Origin of the sequence: Janthinobacterium sp. PLB04, assembly GCF_021165895.1 — a bacterium.
GTDB lineage: Bacteria > Pseudomonadota > Gammaproteobacteria > Burkholderiales > Burkholderiaceae_D > Janthinobacterium > Janthinobacterium lividum.
Map to the genome: position 1 here is coordinate 1574885 of NZ_CP088968.1, position 15288 is coordinate 1590172.

Consider the following 15288-nt stretch of genomic DNA (forward strand, 5'->3'; position numbering starts at 1 on the left):
CTCGCGGTGGATAAGAAGGGTAAGACTTTGATGCTAGTTACTTGATGCTTGGTGCTGCTTGCTAATTAGTACGGTAGTGCAGGAGCGCTCCTTAATGCGGTCGTGCCTGGTTCTGGGTTACCGTCATGATGCGGTCGGTGTACGCAATGGCCATGGCCGAAATGATGAAGACCATGTGGATCACCGTTTGCGCGATGATCACTTCCATCTTGTAGGAATTGGCATTGATAAATGTCTTCAGCAGGTGGATGGACGAGATGCCGATGATGGCCATCGCCAATTTCGTCTTCAGCACGGAAGCATTGACATGTGACAACCATTCCGGCTGGTCTGGGTGGTCATCGAGGTGCATGCGCGAAACGAAGGTTTCGTAGCCGCCAATAATGACCATGATCAACAGGTTCGAAATCATGACCACGTCGATCAGGCCTAATACCACCAGCATGATGGTCGCTTCATTGAGCTTGGTCGGCAGGGCGCTGCCCGGCACGGCAACGGCCGTCAGCACGTGCTGCAGGGCTGCATCATTGCCGAACACGGCGCCGATCAGGTCGGACAATTCTACCCAGAAATGGAAGACATACACGCATTGTGCGAGGATCAGGCCCAGGTACAGCGGCAACTGCAGCCAGCGCGACATGAAGATGAAGGAGGACAGCGGGTGCAGCTTGGTATGTTTGGATGACGGTGGTAGGTGGTCGATCATGTGGGGTTTCCTGGGGGAGTAAATACCAATTTTTGGTATGCCCGACATTTTACACTTGCTGCTGATTACTGCGCATGGCCTTGCTCCTGATTATTAAGTTTGATGAAACACGAAGTGGTATTGAACCTTCGGTGCCGCATGCATTTTCCCAGTGAAAATACTGTACGGCGTCCCCTTGACTCCCATTGCCGAAGGCGCTTATGGTTAGCCTTGATAGGGGTAAAACGCTGCATAAACGCGACATGTAAGGCGTCCGTAAGACACGGGGTCTATCGTGTTAGCAAACAATTACTACACTGGAGACAAGCATGAGCGCTACAGAAAACCAAGGGCAGGGCACGGAACAGCAGGGACCGGAAGAGTCGCGCGTATTTGACCCGTCGGCGGCGTTTGCCGCACAGGCCACCATTTCCGGCATGGACGCCTACCGCGCCATGGTGAAAGAGGCGGAAACCGACTATGAAGGCTTCTGGGCCAAGCTGGCGCGCGAGAACCTGAGCTGGAAAAAGCCGTTCACCCGCACCCTGAACGAAGACAACGCCCCGTTCTACAAATGGTTCGAAGACGGCCAGCTGAACGTGTCGTACAACTGCCTGGACCGCAATATCGAAAATGGCCTGGGCGACAAGACGGCCATCATCTTCGAAGCGGACGATGGCACCGTCACCAGGGCAACATATAAAGAGCTGCACGAAAAAGTCTGCAAGTTCGCCAACGGCCTGAAAGCCAAGGGCATCGCCAAGGGCGACCGCGTGATCATCTATATGTCGATGTCCGTCGAAGGCGTTGCCGCAATGCAAGCCTGCGCGCGTATCGGCGCCACCCACTCGGTGGTCTTCGGCGGCTTCTCGGCGAAATCCCTGCAGGAGCGCATCATCGACGCGGGCGCCGTGGCCGTCATCACGGGCGACGAGCAATTGCGCGGTGGCAAGAAGCTGCCATTGAAATCCATCGTCGACGAAGCGCTGGCGCTGGGCGGCTGCGACTCCGTGAAAAACGTCATCGTGTATAAACGTACGGGCAGCGACTTGCCGATGGTGGCCGGCCGCGACACGTGGCTGCACGACCTGGTCGAAGGCCAGTCGGCGCAATGCGAGCCGGAATGGGTCGATGCCGAGCATCCACTGTTTATCTTGTACACCTCCGGTTCGACGGGCACGCCGAAGGGCGTGCAGCACTCGAGCGGCGGCTACCTGCTGTGGGCCGCGCTGACGATGAAGTGGAGCTTCGATATCAAGCCGGACGACGTGTTCTGGTGCACGGCCGACATCGGCTGGGTGACGGGCCACAGCTACATCGCGTATGGCCCAATGGCCGTGGGCGCCACGCAAGTGGTGTTCGAAGGCATCCCTACCTACCCGAATGCGGGCCGTTTCTGGGAAACCATCAAGAAGCACAACGTCAGCATTTTCTACACGGCGCCAACGGCCATCCGTTCGCTGATCAAGGCGGCCGACGTGGACCCGAAAGTCCATCCAGGCAACTACGACCTGACCAGCCTGCGCCTGCTGGGCACGGTCGGCGAGCCGATCAATCCGGAAGCGTGGATGTGGTACTACAAGCATATCGGCGGCGAGAAATGCCCGATCGTCGATACCTTCTGGCAAACGGAAACGGGTGGCCACATGATCACCCCGCTGCCGGGCGCGACGCCAATGGTGCCCGGTTCCTGCACCCTGCCATTGCCGGGCATCATGGCCGCCATCGTCGACGAAGCGGGCCAGGACGTGCCGAATGGCCAGGGCGGCATCTTGGTCGTGAAGCGTCCATGGCCATCGATGATCCGCACGATCTGGAACAACCCCGAGCGTTTCAAATCCAGCTACTTCCCGGAAGAGCTGGGCGGCAAGATGTACCTGGCGGGCGACGGCGCCATCCGCAACAAGGACACGGGCTACTTCACCATCACGGGCCGCATCGATGACGTGCTGAACGTGTCGGGCCACCGCATGGGCACGATGGAAATCGAATCGGCCCTGGTCGCCAACCCGCTGGTGGCCGAGGCCGCCGTGGTGGGTCGTCCGGACGACACGACCGGTGAATCGATCTGCGCCTTCGTGGTGCTGAAACAGGCGCGTCCGACCGGCGAGGAAGCCAAGAAGCTGGCCCTGGAGCTGCGCAACTGGGTCGGCAAGGAAATCGGCCCGATCGCGAAACCGAAGGAAATCCGTTTCGGCGACAACCTGCCGAAAACCCGCTCCGGCAAAATCATGCGCCGCCTGCTGCGCGTACTGGCCAAGGGCGAGACGATCACGCAAGACGTCTCGACCCTGGAAAACCCGGCCATCCTGGAGCAGCTGAAGGAAACGTCTTAACAGACAGGCCAGTGCCTCGGGAGGGGCTGTGCGCACCACCAGGGCGCATCCTTCCTGCAGGCCTGGCCAAACTTTTACCCCTGGGTAAATAACTTTGGCAGTCCGTAGAATCTTTGCTATAATCTGCGGCTTCGCGACAAGCGATATGCAGTACACAATGTGAGCAAGCAAGACGCGCGCATTGCCTTCAGGAGAGATGGCTGAGCGGCTGAAGGCGCACGCCTGGAAAGCGTGTATAGGGTAATACTCTATCGGGGGTTCGAATCCCCCTCTCTCCGCCACGGATAGTAATTAAGTAAGATCAGGACGTCTCAGGAAGTCCCTCAAAAACCGCTTAGAGCCTTGATTCTAAGCGGTTTTTTCGTTTCTGGACGTTGCACAGCGTCCCGGGACATCAACCTCAAGTAGGCGCAAGTTTGGGGGCTTCTCGTACTCAGCCATTGCCGCTTGCCCCAAAAATTCAAAAAAACGACTATATTGATTTTTACAGCATGCCGCGCAGGAGGTTTGCCATGCCAAAGATCATTGCTCCGTTGACAGATTTACTCATCCGCAACGCCAAGCCACGCGAGCGGCCGTACAAAATGTTCGATGGTGACGGCATGTACCTCGTCGTCGCGCCAACCGGCTCCCGTATCTGGCGGTTCAAGTTCCGGCAGGCCAACGGCAAAGAGAATACGCTGACGTTCGGTCCTTACCCGGAAATCACCTTGCAGGACGCACGAGAAAAGCGCCTGGCGACACGCCGCCTGCTGCTGCAAGGAATCGACCCCGCCAAGCATCGCGACGATGCCAAACGCTTGGCAAAGGATAAGGCGTCCAACACGTTCGAAAAAATCGCGCGCGAGTGGCATGGCAACAAAGTGCCCACGTGGAGCGAACGCACCGCCAAGAACACCATCCAGCGCCTGCAAGCGGACATCTTTCCAGCCATTGGCCGCATGCCGATCGATGAGATAAAGCACCGCGATCTGATTGCCGCGCTGCGTAAGATCGAGGAGCGTGGCGCAAGTGAAGTCGCCCATCGCCTGAGAGCGGTATGTGCGTCAATTTTCAGCTACGCGATTCAGTGCGGATTCACAGAGCGCAATCTGGTCACCGATATGAAGGATGTGCTGAAGACCGTCCGCGCCGGACACTTCGCCGCCATCAACGCCGACGAACTACCTCAGTTTCTGGCCATTCTGGACCGCAACGAAGCACGTATGTTCGCGCCGACCCGCATTGCGCTGCGGCTGATGCTGCTGTGCTTTGTGCGTACCAGCGAGTTGATCGAGACGCCCTGGAGTGAAATTGACCTGGAGCGCGGCGAGTGGATCATTCCATGGCAGCGCATGAAGCGCGGCAAGCTGACCGTCAATCCGGATATGACCAACCATCACGTATGCCTGGCGCGCCAGGCGCTGGAGCTGCTGCGCGAACTGCACGCGATCACGGGCCGCAGCAAGTACCTGTTCCCGAATCAGCGCGACCACGAAAAGCCGATCAGCAATAACACGATACTGGTGGCGCTTGGACGCATGGGATACAAGGGCAAGATGACCGGCCATGGCTTCCGGGCGCTGGCCATGAGCACCATCAAGGAGCGCCTGGGCTACCGGCATGAAGTCGTGGACCGGCAACTGGCACATGCACCAAAGGACAAGGTGGCCAGCGCCTATGACCGGGCGCAGTTCCTGGCGGAACGGCGCAAGATGATGCAGGATTGGGCCGACTACATCGATGCCGTCAGCGGCAAGGGAGAGCCGCCGCAGACGCCCAGATTAACGCTGGTCAGTGGCGAATTCAGCCGGGATGGTGGAACAGGAGGGCACCATGTCTAAGTATGTATTGCGCCTCACGGATGCGCTTATCAAGCAGACCGCTTCCAAGGAAAAATTACATAAACTGGCTATCGGAGCCTTTGTCCGGGCTGCAACGCTGCCGGTCAATGCCAGTGGCATCAGTCCAGCCCGCGTCGGTTCCAATTCTGCGTACTACGAAAAGCGCACTTGACGAAACGAACCGCTTGCAAACGTCGTTAACCGGCATAGAATGAAGCTCTCTTATGTGGGAATCGCTCCTACGAGGGCATGCTTCGAGCATGTCCCTGTGCTTAGCGGCATAGGCGTTGCGGTCGTTACCCGCCACCATGATACCTAGCAGTTTCTGCTAGAGATATATATCGCCGGGCCATGCAGAAGCATGCACATCTCGGCACGATAAAGCGCTGCCTTTAGCGCCTACATATCCCACAGTCCGCAAGACGGATTGCCTGGATGATTGCGCCCGGTGGGCGCTTCTTCAAACAGGAGCAAGACTCCTGTCCTGATTGGTTCGCATGCCCCCCGAGGTAGCGCACCCTATAAAGCACAGCATGGCTTTGCCGCAAGCCGCACCGTCAGCAGAAATGCCAGCGATGCGATGCCATCGTGGCCGCCGCCAGCGCATGTGCTTCAGAGCCGCCAGTATCGTCACCGCGAGTGCGATGCTGGCATGTATGCCGTCACATGCCATGGCTACGTGCGCGCGTCGTTACTGGCGGCGTGCTGCCAGTGACGACGCGCCGCCGACGGCATAGGCCAAGGCGGCAAGCACAGAGCGTCCGCGTGACGGTGCTCAGTGACGAGGCCAGATGCCTCTTCATCGCAGGCTAGCCTTGCGATTTCCTTCGCCCGCTACGGGCTGATTAGTAGAAGTTGAACCGTGCACGAGGTGCACTCCATGGACCCTGGGTGATTGGTCCCTGCTGCGGCGGCTCCCTCCGGGAGCGCGCAGCGGTGCCACACGCGCATGCGGCGCGGGCAGGCAGTAACAGCCACCGCATACACGGGAGTGGTGTCCCGAGGCCCTTGATTCAACCTTTTCTGCCGAGGCAGTGAGGGTGGCCAGAAACACTTACCAGACAGGATTACACCACGCAGCATCGATGTAAAAACCAAGGATCGAAAGGATGACTTTGCCATGCGCGACCTGAACTACCAGCTCAAGCAACTGTGTCACCGCAACCGGGATGGCAGCTTTGCGACGCAGGCCGACCGCGAGCGCCTATTAAACTTGTGCGCCAACGACCTGGTGGAACGGGGCTTCCAGCATATGAGCGTGGACAGTCTGAAACCAAAGCACGTGGCGGCGCTGCTCGACAAGTGGAAGCAGGATGGCGTCAGTACCGGAACGATCAAGAATCGCATGAGCGCTTTGCGCTGGTGGGCCGAGAAGATCGGCAAGGAGAACATCATCGCGCGCACCAACGGCGAATATGGCATCGCGGAGCGGGTGTTTGTCACCAATGTCTCGAAGGCGAAGGTGCTCGACGCCGACACGCTGGCCCGCGTGAACGATCCGTATACGCGCATGTCCTTGCAGTTGCAGGCGGCGTTTGGATTGCGGCGCGAGGAAAGCATCAAGATCAAGCCGGGATGGGCTGATGGCGGGAATGTCCTGCGGCTGCAGGATAGCTGGACCAAAGGCGGCAAATATCGGGAGGTACCAATTGCCACCATGCAGCAGCGCGCCGCGCTGGACGCTGCCAAGGCGCTGGCGGGAAAAGGCAGCTTGATTCCGGCGCAGTTGCGGTATCGGGACCAATTGAACCGCTTTCGGGCGCAGTGCGACAAGGCTGGCATCCATGGCGTGCATGGGCTACGCCATGAGTACGCGCAGCGGCGCTATGCGGAGTTGACGGGCCGAGCTAGTCCAGCCAGCGGCGGCCTGACGTCGAGGCAGCTGGATGCTTCACAAAAGGTGGAGGATAACGCTGCAAGGTTAAAGATTTCGACGGAGATGGGACATGGCCGTGAACAGGTCACTTCCATCTATCTGGGCAGATGACCGCCCACTTGTATCTAGGGCGCAGCGCATGGAACAGAAGAGATGCAAAGGAGTGCAGCCCTGGCGCTGCCGGAATGATCGCGGAGAGTCGGCATGACTCTCTATTGTTTGCTGTTCATTAATCGAAGGAGAATCTTATGACCACGACTAAAAAATTCCTCCGCTTGCCTGCGGTAATCGAAGCCACGGGCTGGTCCCGCGCCACAATCTGGCGCAAGGTGAAGGCAGGCGTGTTGCCAGCACCTATTCCTATCGGTCCCAAGTCTGTCGCCTGGGACGCTGAGGAAATTGCTCAGTGGCAGCAGCGTTGTATAGATGCTAGCCGTGGATCGCTTGGCAGAATCGAACCACCGACAGAAGTATTTTCTAGATGCGATTCTAGCTCGACGGTTTTGGTGATGAAGACGCCTCGCTGATCTTGTATAGCCAAACCAGATCATAATAGTTTGTTACCGATCGAAAGTTGCAGTGTGCGTTCGCTTATCCCATCGAGATATCTTCACGACATCACAGATCTTGAATTTTATTGGAGGCGGGTTTCAACGGTTTACCGGGGACGGACCAGGCATTTATGCAACTTTTCCTTACCAAGTTCGGAAAGGAATTTTTGTTGGAGTCAATAAGTGCTGAGAAAGTAGAAGAGCCCAAGTTTGGTCTGGAAATTTGGGATGTCGAAAAAATAAAACGTTGATGGTGAAACCGTTGTCGACGGTGCGAGGGTCGAGTGATTTTTTACTGCCTAAAAGTAATCCGGCTAATGCCAAGGCTAAAGTAGCCGAGATTTTGCCAATCTAATATTATCGTTTAACGATAAGTTGGAGTATTTCTGACTGACATAATATATTACGTTAGACGACCGGCCGCGATCTAACGCGGCAGGTAGGATTTCTCGAAGTAGTCAATCAACCTATTTTCCTAGTATTTCACAACAAGTCTGGTGGAAGTGAAATACTAGAAGGTAAGATGGTTAGATTCATCTACAAACCAATGAACTCCTCAAGGATTGTGTGTCTGGAAAGACGGTTGGATTTTTTTTGTACGCCCTCTTGGCTTAAACGTCGATACTCAACGATGCCATCTACCCATTTCGGATCGGGTACAATTGTCTCCTCGTACCAAGCAAACCAAGATGCCAAAGAATCTGATAAAGCGGAGATATCTAGGTTCGGTTTTTCTTTAGCAACGAAGCATAATGTAAAGATGCTATAAAGATGAGTCTTTTTCTGAAGAGTTAAGGCTAGTGAAGGATTTTTTTGAAGTACCTCATTCAGTAAATGCAATGTGTCAGAAATTTTCTTGATGTCGACATCTTTGTCAACGTAAGACTCATTCAATAAGTCGTACATCTTGTTGATTGCTGCTTGAGTCGTTTCATCCTCGAAGCCGCTCCGAACAAAAATTAAAAGCGTGCTTGCGAACTGGATATCAGTCATTCTTCTGATCTCGCCTTCGCTAAAAATATTCCAGATCTTCCAGAATGGAAGCGAGGCCACCGTTTCAGATGCTTTAAGAAATTCGCCGTCGAACTCAGCATTACGCAGCTCCTGTGGGTTCAACGCGTTGGATGTTCGATTAAGACGCAAGAACATCTTAACTATATCATCTCTCAAAACTCCCTCCTTAACAAAGCGGATAGATATTTTGTAGGACCAAAGAGCGGTACGAAGCTCAGGACTTAACTCGTCGAATATCTTTCCACGGTAATCTGTATTTTTAAACTCTAATCCAGCGTCCGTAAGTTTTAGCTTGCTATCGATGAATTGACCGATTGTCCGAATTCTCTGCTGCCCGTCTACTATGCTATATTTGGTTTCGCCAGTATTTGGATCAGTTCCGGTTGCCCATAGATAAATTTCAGGGATAGGATATCCTAGAAGAATGGTCTCCATCAATGAGATCCTATCTTTTCGAATCCAAATGTAATTTCTCTGGAATGATTCATCGACAAATAGGTTACCTTTCTTGAATTCGTCAAATACCCATTTCACCGGCCGAGACTCTGTATCCATGTTTGAAATAATACTCATTTTTCTCCAATCAATGCATTTAAACCTGCTACGTGGTACTGTTCGACATACTTCCAAGCGTCATAGACTCGATAATTTATTTCAGAAGGAAGTTTAAATTGCAGCTGGAAAGTTTGCCGCAATTTATCAACTCGACTAATCCAGTGTGAAAAATATTCTAGTTGATCCCCTTGAATATCCTCAGATTTTATGGAAATAAAATGACGAAAAACATTTTTTGCCACGGGAGCATAGGCTTGGCCGGTGGAACTGTTCAAAAAATCTAGATAGCTTTCCCAAAGTTCGCGAAAAAGAACTTCTGAAACGATAACTAAATCAAGATCCGACTTATCATTGAAAGGTGAAAAATTACGTCCAGGCGTAAGGCTATAACCCGTCTTTGCACTTCCAACTATTGCAACATTTTTGACTGGTATGTCAAGTGCATCTGATGCTGCAACTTTAATATCATGATACGTTTTAATCGCACTTTCCTTATAGCGCTCTTGTAACACGTATACATCTTCATTCATCAAAAAACGATTAAATACAAACTTGCTGCCATGGGACCTTAAAGCTGCTTCTAGTTCGGTACATTTCATGTAAGTGATCCTACGCTCTGACTTATAAGTACGGACTACGTGGGATTCAAAGATTTTTGCTGGATATTGAAACTCCCTTACGTAAAGATGAAAAATTTTAATCGACATATCATGTGATTTATATTTGTTATCGACGCTGGATGTAAGAGAGTTCTAACTCATCTGACAGCGTGTGTCGTTTCGATAGTATGGCATTGATCGAAACCGCTGATCATATTTTTTGTAAAACTATGCGCCTACTAGAGGAAGAGTGCAGGCCACGAAAGCAATTTTGGGATGGGGAGGGCTGTACAGTTCCAGTTTGAGTGACGTAGGTTTATGTTTCGATGAAAAGTCAAACTCGGAAGTCTTGGACAGTTGCGATAAGTACTGGTCCGATACGGCGCTTGAGGAGATTAAACATCTCTTTCAATTACGAAAAATTTTGCTCAAAAAAATTAGAGCTAGCATCCCGAGCGACCCGTTTTGGTACTAAGTAGGTCGTAATAAATTATTGTGATTTCTGACTTCCATAAGCGGCGCTCTGCGGTGTTGCCCGCTGCTAGCAGTGCTCGCACTGCGTCGCAGCGGGCGCCTTGCAGAGCATCTGGTTCTGTTCGTCATAACTTCACAATAATTTCCCACGACCTACTTAGCCGAAGGCGTTGTATGCATATTGGCTTGTCCAGAAAGATAGCAGGAGTGCGTTTGACGTGTGTCCATTCGCAAGTACACACGATGCGATGCTAATAGTTTATAGAGATTTAGGCATATCGCTGCGCTTCCAGTAGGCTTTCTACAAGCTGGGTTGAGCGCCTGCTGGCATCAGTTGATGCTTGGTCGCATGATAGTGTGAACTTAATGACATGCCGAGAGTGGAGGAGCGCAAACAACGCCGATTTGAGTGGATCTGCGTTCTGTTTGACATAGTTCCTTGGTGGCCGGAAGCGGAATCGAACCACCGACAAAAGGATTTTCAATCTTCATATCGAATAGATATGCACTAATTTGTGGTGCAGGTGTGCATTTTTTTTGTAAAGACACGATTTGGGGGGGCTTCAATTCACCATCGTTCGAATTTGGCTACCCATGCGCTTTTCCAATAATGATTCGAATCCCTCCCTCACGATTGAGAAAATCGTTTGTGGGGCTTCTACCCCTCAAACGACCCCTCAAAAAAATGAGGTTGCGTAAGACAGCACTTCCCTCAAAGCCCGCCCTGTGCGGGCTTTGCTGTTTCTGCCTCTGCTTCTCTTTTGCTTTCTACAGGGAGAGCAACCGCTTCCCTATACATAGTCGGCCACTCAACCCTTGGTGCACGTAACCAGTAACGGCAGCATAACATCGGTCTCCTGTGTCAATTGCCCCTCTTCTCAATCGCAGGCGCGTCCAAACGTCGATGCCGTGCCACTGGCGGCTACAGCGTCAGCGTCCGACGCGATGGCGGTAGTGACGGCGGTGGCGACGGTTGGGGCGAATGCTTCGGCCACCGACTGCATGATCAGCCACCAAGGGAAAGTTGCTAGGATAAAATTTCCTTGCAGACTACACCATGTTAGACTGTCTTGTACTGCCTTACACTTGAAACCACACTTAGAGATAACCTACACGTCCATGGATACCCCAGCTAATAGCGTCATGACCGTCAAAGAAGTGGCCGACTATTTGCGGGTTAATCAGCGAACTGTGTATCGGCTTGCGGCTGAGAACCGCTTGCCGGGCTTCAAGGTCGGTACGAACTGGCGCTTCAAGAGGGGCGACATCGACGGATGGATAGCGGCGCAGTCTTCGAGCGCAATACTGGCCGACGAACCAGGTACCCAGCAGGTAGACGAGTAAGATGAAGCTCATCAACAACAGCGGCTCGGACCGCGTCATTGACCTAATGCGCCCACATTTGATGCCGGGGCATCAACTCGGTTGTGTCACCCCATCGTTCTCGCTGTTCGCCTTCGCAGAACTGCGCGACGTGCTGACCAAGCTGGAACGAGTGCAGCTCATCCTGCCCCCGGCCGACGACGGACTCGACTTTCTCGGAGGCGAGAGTGACCGCGCCGCACGCAACCGGCTGCAATCCAGATGGTTAGCCAACCAGTGCGCCAAGTGGCTTGGTGGCACGGTCGAATTGCGCCGGGCGCATGGTCGCGTGCCCCAGGGGGCCGCAGTCATGCGCGCGCCGGACGGCACGACCGACCAGGCGGTGTTGGGTTCCTTTGCATTCAGCACGGATGGCCTGGGCCTGACGCCCGGCAACCCCTTGAGCCTGATCCAGGCATCCGAGTCGGCTGAAGAAGCCGCGCAGCTCGCCCGATGGCTTGACCAGCAGTGGGCCACGCTGCAAGCGCAGCCCGATAGCCGGCCAGCCCTGATTGAATCCATGCAGGGCATGGGCCAGCACCGCGCGCCATTCACGCTCTACGCCCTGATCCTGAACCACCTGTTCGGAAACAGGGGCGACGAGATGGACGAGGAACGTATCGTCAAGTCGGCCACCGGCATCCGTAATACAGTGGTCTGGAACAAGTTGTTCAAGTTTCAGCGCGATGGTGTCGTAGGCGCCATCGACAAGCTGGCCCGCTTCGGCGGCTGCATCATCGCGGACAGCGTGGGCCTGGGCAAAACCTTCGAGGCCCTGGCCGTCATCAAATACCACGAGCTACGCAACGACCGTGTGCTTGTACTGGTGCCCAAGCGCTTGCGCGATAACTGGACGCTCTATAAGGCCAACGACAAGCGCAACATACTGGCGGCCGATCGGTTCAATTACGATGTACTGAACCATACCGACCTGTCGCGTGATGGGGGCAACTCCGGTGACATCGACCTGACCAATGTGAACTGGGGCAACTACGATCTCGTGGTCATCGACGAGAGTCACAACTTTCGCAACAAGGCGAGTAATAAAGGCAAAGAGACCCGCTACGACCGGCTCATGCGAAAAATCATTAAGGAGGGCGTCAAGACGCGCGTGTTGATGTTGTCGGCTACGCCCGTGAACAACCGCTTGGCGGACCTGAAGAACCAAATCGCCTTTGTTACCGAAGGGGACGACACAGCGCTGGTGGAGCATGGAATAACCAGCATCGAGCAGACTACCCGCAAGGCCCAAACCCAGTTCAACCGCTGGCTGGAAATGGACGAGGCCGAGCGCACGCCTGGCCATTTGATCGAAATGCTCGGCTTCGACTACTTCACCCTGCTAGATCATCTGACCATCGCGCGTTCGCGCCGCCATATCGAGAAGTACTACGGCACGGCCGAGACGGGAAAATTTCCGGCCCGCCTGCCGCCAATCAACATCAAGGCCGATGTGGACCTGGCGGGCCAGTTCCGAGCCATCAAGGACATCAATCTTGAAATCCGACGTCTGAACCTGGCCAGCTATGCGCCGCTGCGCTACGTGCTGAAGCATAAGCAGGCTGCCTACGATGCCAAATACAGCACCGAAATTCGGGGTGGCGAGAGTTTCTTCCGCCAGGCTGATCGTGAAGAGAGCTTGATTCACCTGTTGAGGGTCAACGTGCTCAAGCGCATGGAGAGCGCCGTGTCCTCATTCTCGCTGACCATTCAGCGTCAGCTAAAGGACGTTGAAGCCGTGCTGGCCCACATCGAGAACCACGACGAAAGCATCGAGGAAATTGACATCGCCGACGTGGACATCGCCGATCCGGCCTTCGAGTCCTTACTGGTCGGGCGCAAGGTTAAGGTGTTGCTCACTGATGTCGACCTCATCCGGTGGAAGCAAGACCTCATTGAAGACCGCAACCGCCTTGCCACGCTGCTGGCCGCTGCCCAGCAGGTTAATGCCGCGCGCGATGCCAAGCTGGCCAAGCTACGCGACATGATCGAGCAGAAGTGCCGCAAGCCCATCAACGATGCCAATCGCAAGATCATTGTATTCACCGCATTCTCGGACACCGCGCAATACTTGTACGCCAACCTCGCGCCCTGGGCCAAGAGCGCGTTGGGCATCGACGCGGGTTTGATTACTGGCAGCGCGGGCATCCAGACTACCTTGCCTGGCCTGCGCAAGAGCATGAGCAGCGTGCTGTCGGCCTTCGCGCCGCGTGCGAAGGAGCGCCCGGCTGATCTGGCGGACGAAGGCGAAATCGACTTGCTCATCGCCACCGACTGCATTTCTGAAGGTCAGAACCTGCAGGACTGTGACTGGCTGATCAACTACGACATTCACTGGAACCCGGTTCGCATTATTCAGCGCTTCGGCCGGATCGACCGCATCGGCTCGCCGAACCAAAATATTCAACTGGTCAATTTCTGGCCCAATATGGAGCTAGAGGAATACATCGGCCTGGAGCAGCGCGTCAGTGGGCGTATGGTGCTGCTGGACGTGTCAGCCACGGGCGAGGAAAACCTTATCGAGCAACAGTCGGGCAACCCGATGAACGACCTGGAGTATCGGCGCAAGCAGTTGCTCAAGCTGCAGGACACGGTCATCGACATGGAAGACTTGAGCAATGGCGTTTCCATCACTGACCTGACGCTGACGGACTTCCGCATCGACTTGGCGCAATACATCAAAGAGCATCCTGGCCAGCTCGATACCCTGCCGTTAGGCACCTATGCAGTCACGACCAGCATTGACGCTGATATCGCTCCCGGCGTCATCTTCTGCCTACGGGCCGAAGGCGCCGTCGCGGCCAAGGGCCAGCAATCCGACTATCCACTCGCGCCGATCTACTTGGCCCATGTTGGCGATGATGGTGCCGTGCTGTTGCCGTTCCCCCAGGCCAAGCGTATTCTGGATCGACTCAAGCGCCTGGCCCTCGGGCGCGAGCTGCCCGATGATGGCGCCTGCGCCAAGTTCGATAAGGACACGCGCCAGGGCGAGGACATGCGCCACGCCCAGAAACTGCTTGCCGCCGCAGTGGCGTCGGTGGTGGGCAAGAACGAAGAACGTGCCGTGGCCAGCCTGTTTTCGCCGGGCGGCACCCATGCCATGAAGGGTGAGTTCGCCGGCAGCAATGACTTCGAGGTGGCCGCTTTCTTGGTGGTATTGCCAGGGAACTGCGCGTGATGGCGTTCGAGGTAATTGCGGCGCTGGCGTTGCCAGCCAGTTGCCGTGTGGACCAGCGTGTCCCGAAGAGGATGCTGATCGAGAACGGCGCCCCCACCGCTGCCGATAAACGGCTTCTGACCGACACCATCGAGGAAATCCAATGGATCGCCGCGCTCAAGCCCAACACGGTGGGCATTCCCAACTATCGGGACGGGCAACGCGAATACCTGGAAGTGGCGGTGCTGAGCATCACGACGCGCGGTGCGAATTCCATTTCCGCAGACGACGAGGCGGCAGCCCCAGCCCGCATGCCCGCCACTAAAATGGTCAACACAGCACGGCTGGCCGAGCTGGTACACCGGGCAGTGCCCTACCCCGTACTGCTACTGCTGACGACACCGCAGGGACTGTTTCTGTCTGCTGCCCACAAACGTTGGGCACAGAATGAGGCCGCAAAAATTGTGCTGGATGGCGAGGTGACCATCGTCGAAGTCGCCGTTGATCTAACTCCAGCGCATCCATTCATGCAAAGCGTTGCCTTGACGCGCCAACCCCAAACCACGCTGATGGCCCTATACCAAGGCTGGTTGGACTGTCTGACGGCGTTGCAAGTGTCACGTTACACAGGCACTTATAAGGTTATGGATGATCCGGCGCACGCCGATGCGCGCAGAGCGGCCCTGCGCGAATGCCTGCGACTGGAACAGGAGGCTACCCGCCTAAGCGTGCAGGCCGCTAAGGAAAAACAGATGGCCAAGCAGGTGGACCTAAACCTGGCGATTAAAGGCATTCAGGCTGACCTGTCAGCCGCCCGCGAACAACTTTGAAGATGAACCCGATGACACCAAACAAA

General features: G+C 55.0%; 11 protein-coding genes and 1 tRNA gene. 9 read left to right on the forward strand and 3 right to left on the reverse strand.

What is annotated here, in order from left to right; genetic code table 11:
- Window positions 1-91: 91 nt before the first annotated feature.
- Entirely contained in the window at window positions 92-706 is a 615-nt protein-coding gene (locus tag LSO07_RS06765; RefSeq protein WP_034784515.1) for a YqhA family protein, read from the reverse strand.
- 308 nt (window positions 707-1014) lie between these two features.
- On the opposite strand from LSO07_RS06765, the gene acs reads away from it, so the two are divergent.
- The 6 genes from acs to LSO07_RS06795 all read left to right on the forward strand — a co-directional run bounded on the left by acs (window position 1015) and on the right by LSO07_RS06795 (window position 7247).
- Window positions 1015-3021 carry an acetate--CoA ligase gene (gene acs / locus LSO07_RS06770; protein WP_034784514.1) on the forward strand — a complete coding sequence of 669 codons (2007 nt, stop codon included), beginning with the start codon at window positions 1015-1017 and terminating at the stop codon, window positions 3019-3021.
- A gap of 190 nt (window positions 3022-3211) precedes the next feature.
- Window positions 3212-3302, forward strand: a tRNA-Ser gene (locus LSO07_RS06775).
- Between the two features lie 231 nt (window positions 3303-3533).
- Window positions 3534-4844 (forward strand): tyrosine-type recombinase/integrase, encoded by a 1311-nt coding sequence (locus LSO07_RS06780; protein WP_151092945.1) that lies wholly within the window; start codon window positions 3534-3536, stop codon window positions 4842-4844.
- Entirely contained in the window at window positions 4837-5016 is a 180-nt protein-coding gene (locus LSO07_RS06785; RefSeq protein ID WP_151092947.1) for a hypothetical protein, read from the forward strand. The genes LSO07_RS06780 and LSO07_RS06785 overlap by 8 nt, the downstream gene beginning before the upstream one ends.
- A 948-nt stretch (window positions 5017-5964) precedes the next feature.
- The gene (locus LSO07_RS06790; RefSeq protein ID WP_151092949.1) at window positions 5965-6831 is read left to right on the forward strand and encodes a phage integrase N-terminal domain-containing protein; all 867 of its coding nucleotides are present in this window, start codon (window positions 5965-5967) and stop codon (window positions 6829-6831) included.
- Window positions 6832-6968: 137 nt separating this feature from the next.
- A complete protein-coding gene (locus LSO07_RS06795) occupies window positions 6969-7247 on the forward strand; it encodes a helix-turn-helix transcriptional regulator (RefSeq protein ID WP_151092951.1) in 279 nt (92 codons plus the stop codon).
- Between the two features lie 561 nt (window positions 7248-7808).
- On the opposite strand, the gene LSO07_RS06800 is transcribed toward LSO07_RS06795, so the two are convergent.
- Window positions 7809-8858 (reverse strand): DUF262 domain-containing protein, encoded by a 1050-nt coding sequence (locus tag LSO07_RS06800; RefSeq protein WP_151092953.1) that lies wholly within the window; start codon window positions 8856-8858, stop codon window positions 7809-7811.
- Window positions 8855-9439, reverse strand: coding sequence for a hypothetical protein (locus LSO07_RS06805; protein ID WP_151092955.1), 585 nt, complete (start codon window positions 9437-9439; stop codon window positions 8855-8857). The genes LSO07_RS06800 and LSO07_RS06805 overlap by 4 nt, the downstream gene beginning before the upstream one ends.
- Window positions 9440-11056: 1617 nt before the next feature.
- Between LSO07_RS06805 and LSO07_RS06810 the strand changes: the two genes are divergently transcribed.
- From LSO07_RS06810 to LSO07_RS06820, 3 genes are read left to right on the forward strand one after another with little or no spacing between them, the layout of a single operon-like run.
- The gene (locus LSO07_RS06810) at window positions 11057-11257 is read left to right on the forward strand and encodes a helix-turn-helix domain-containing protein (RefSeq protein ID WP_318526558.1); all 201 of its coding nucleotides are present in this window, start codon (window positions 11057-11059) and stop codon (window positions 11255-11257) included.
- A gap of 1 nt (window position 11258) precedes the next feature.
- Window positions 11259-14453 (forward strand): helicase-related protein, encoded by a 3195-nt coding sequence (locus tag LSO07_RS06815; RefSeq protein ID WP_151092959.1) that lies wholly within the window; start codon window positions 11259-11261, stop codon window positions 14451-14453.
- Window positions 14453-15262 (forward strand): DUF4391 domain-containing protein, encoded by an 810-nt coding sequence (locus tag LSO07_RS06820; protein WP_151094071.1) that lies wholly within the window; start codon window positions 14453-14455, stop codon window positions 15260-15262. The genes LSO07_RS06815 and LSO07_RS06820 overlap by 1 nt, the downstream gene beginning before the upstream one ends.
- Window positions 15263-15288: the final 26 nt, after the last annotated feature.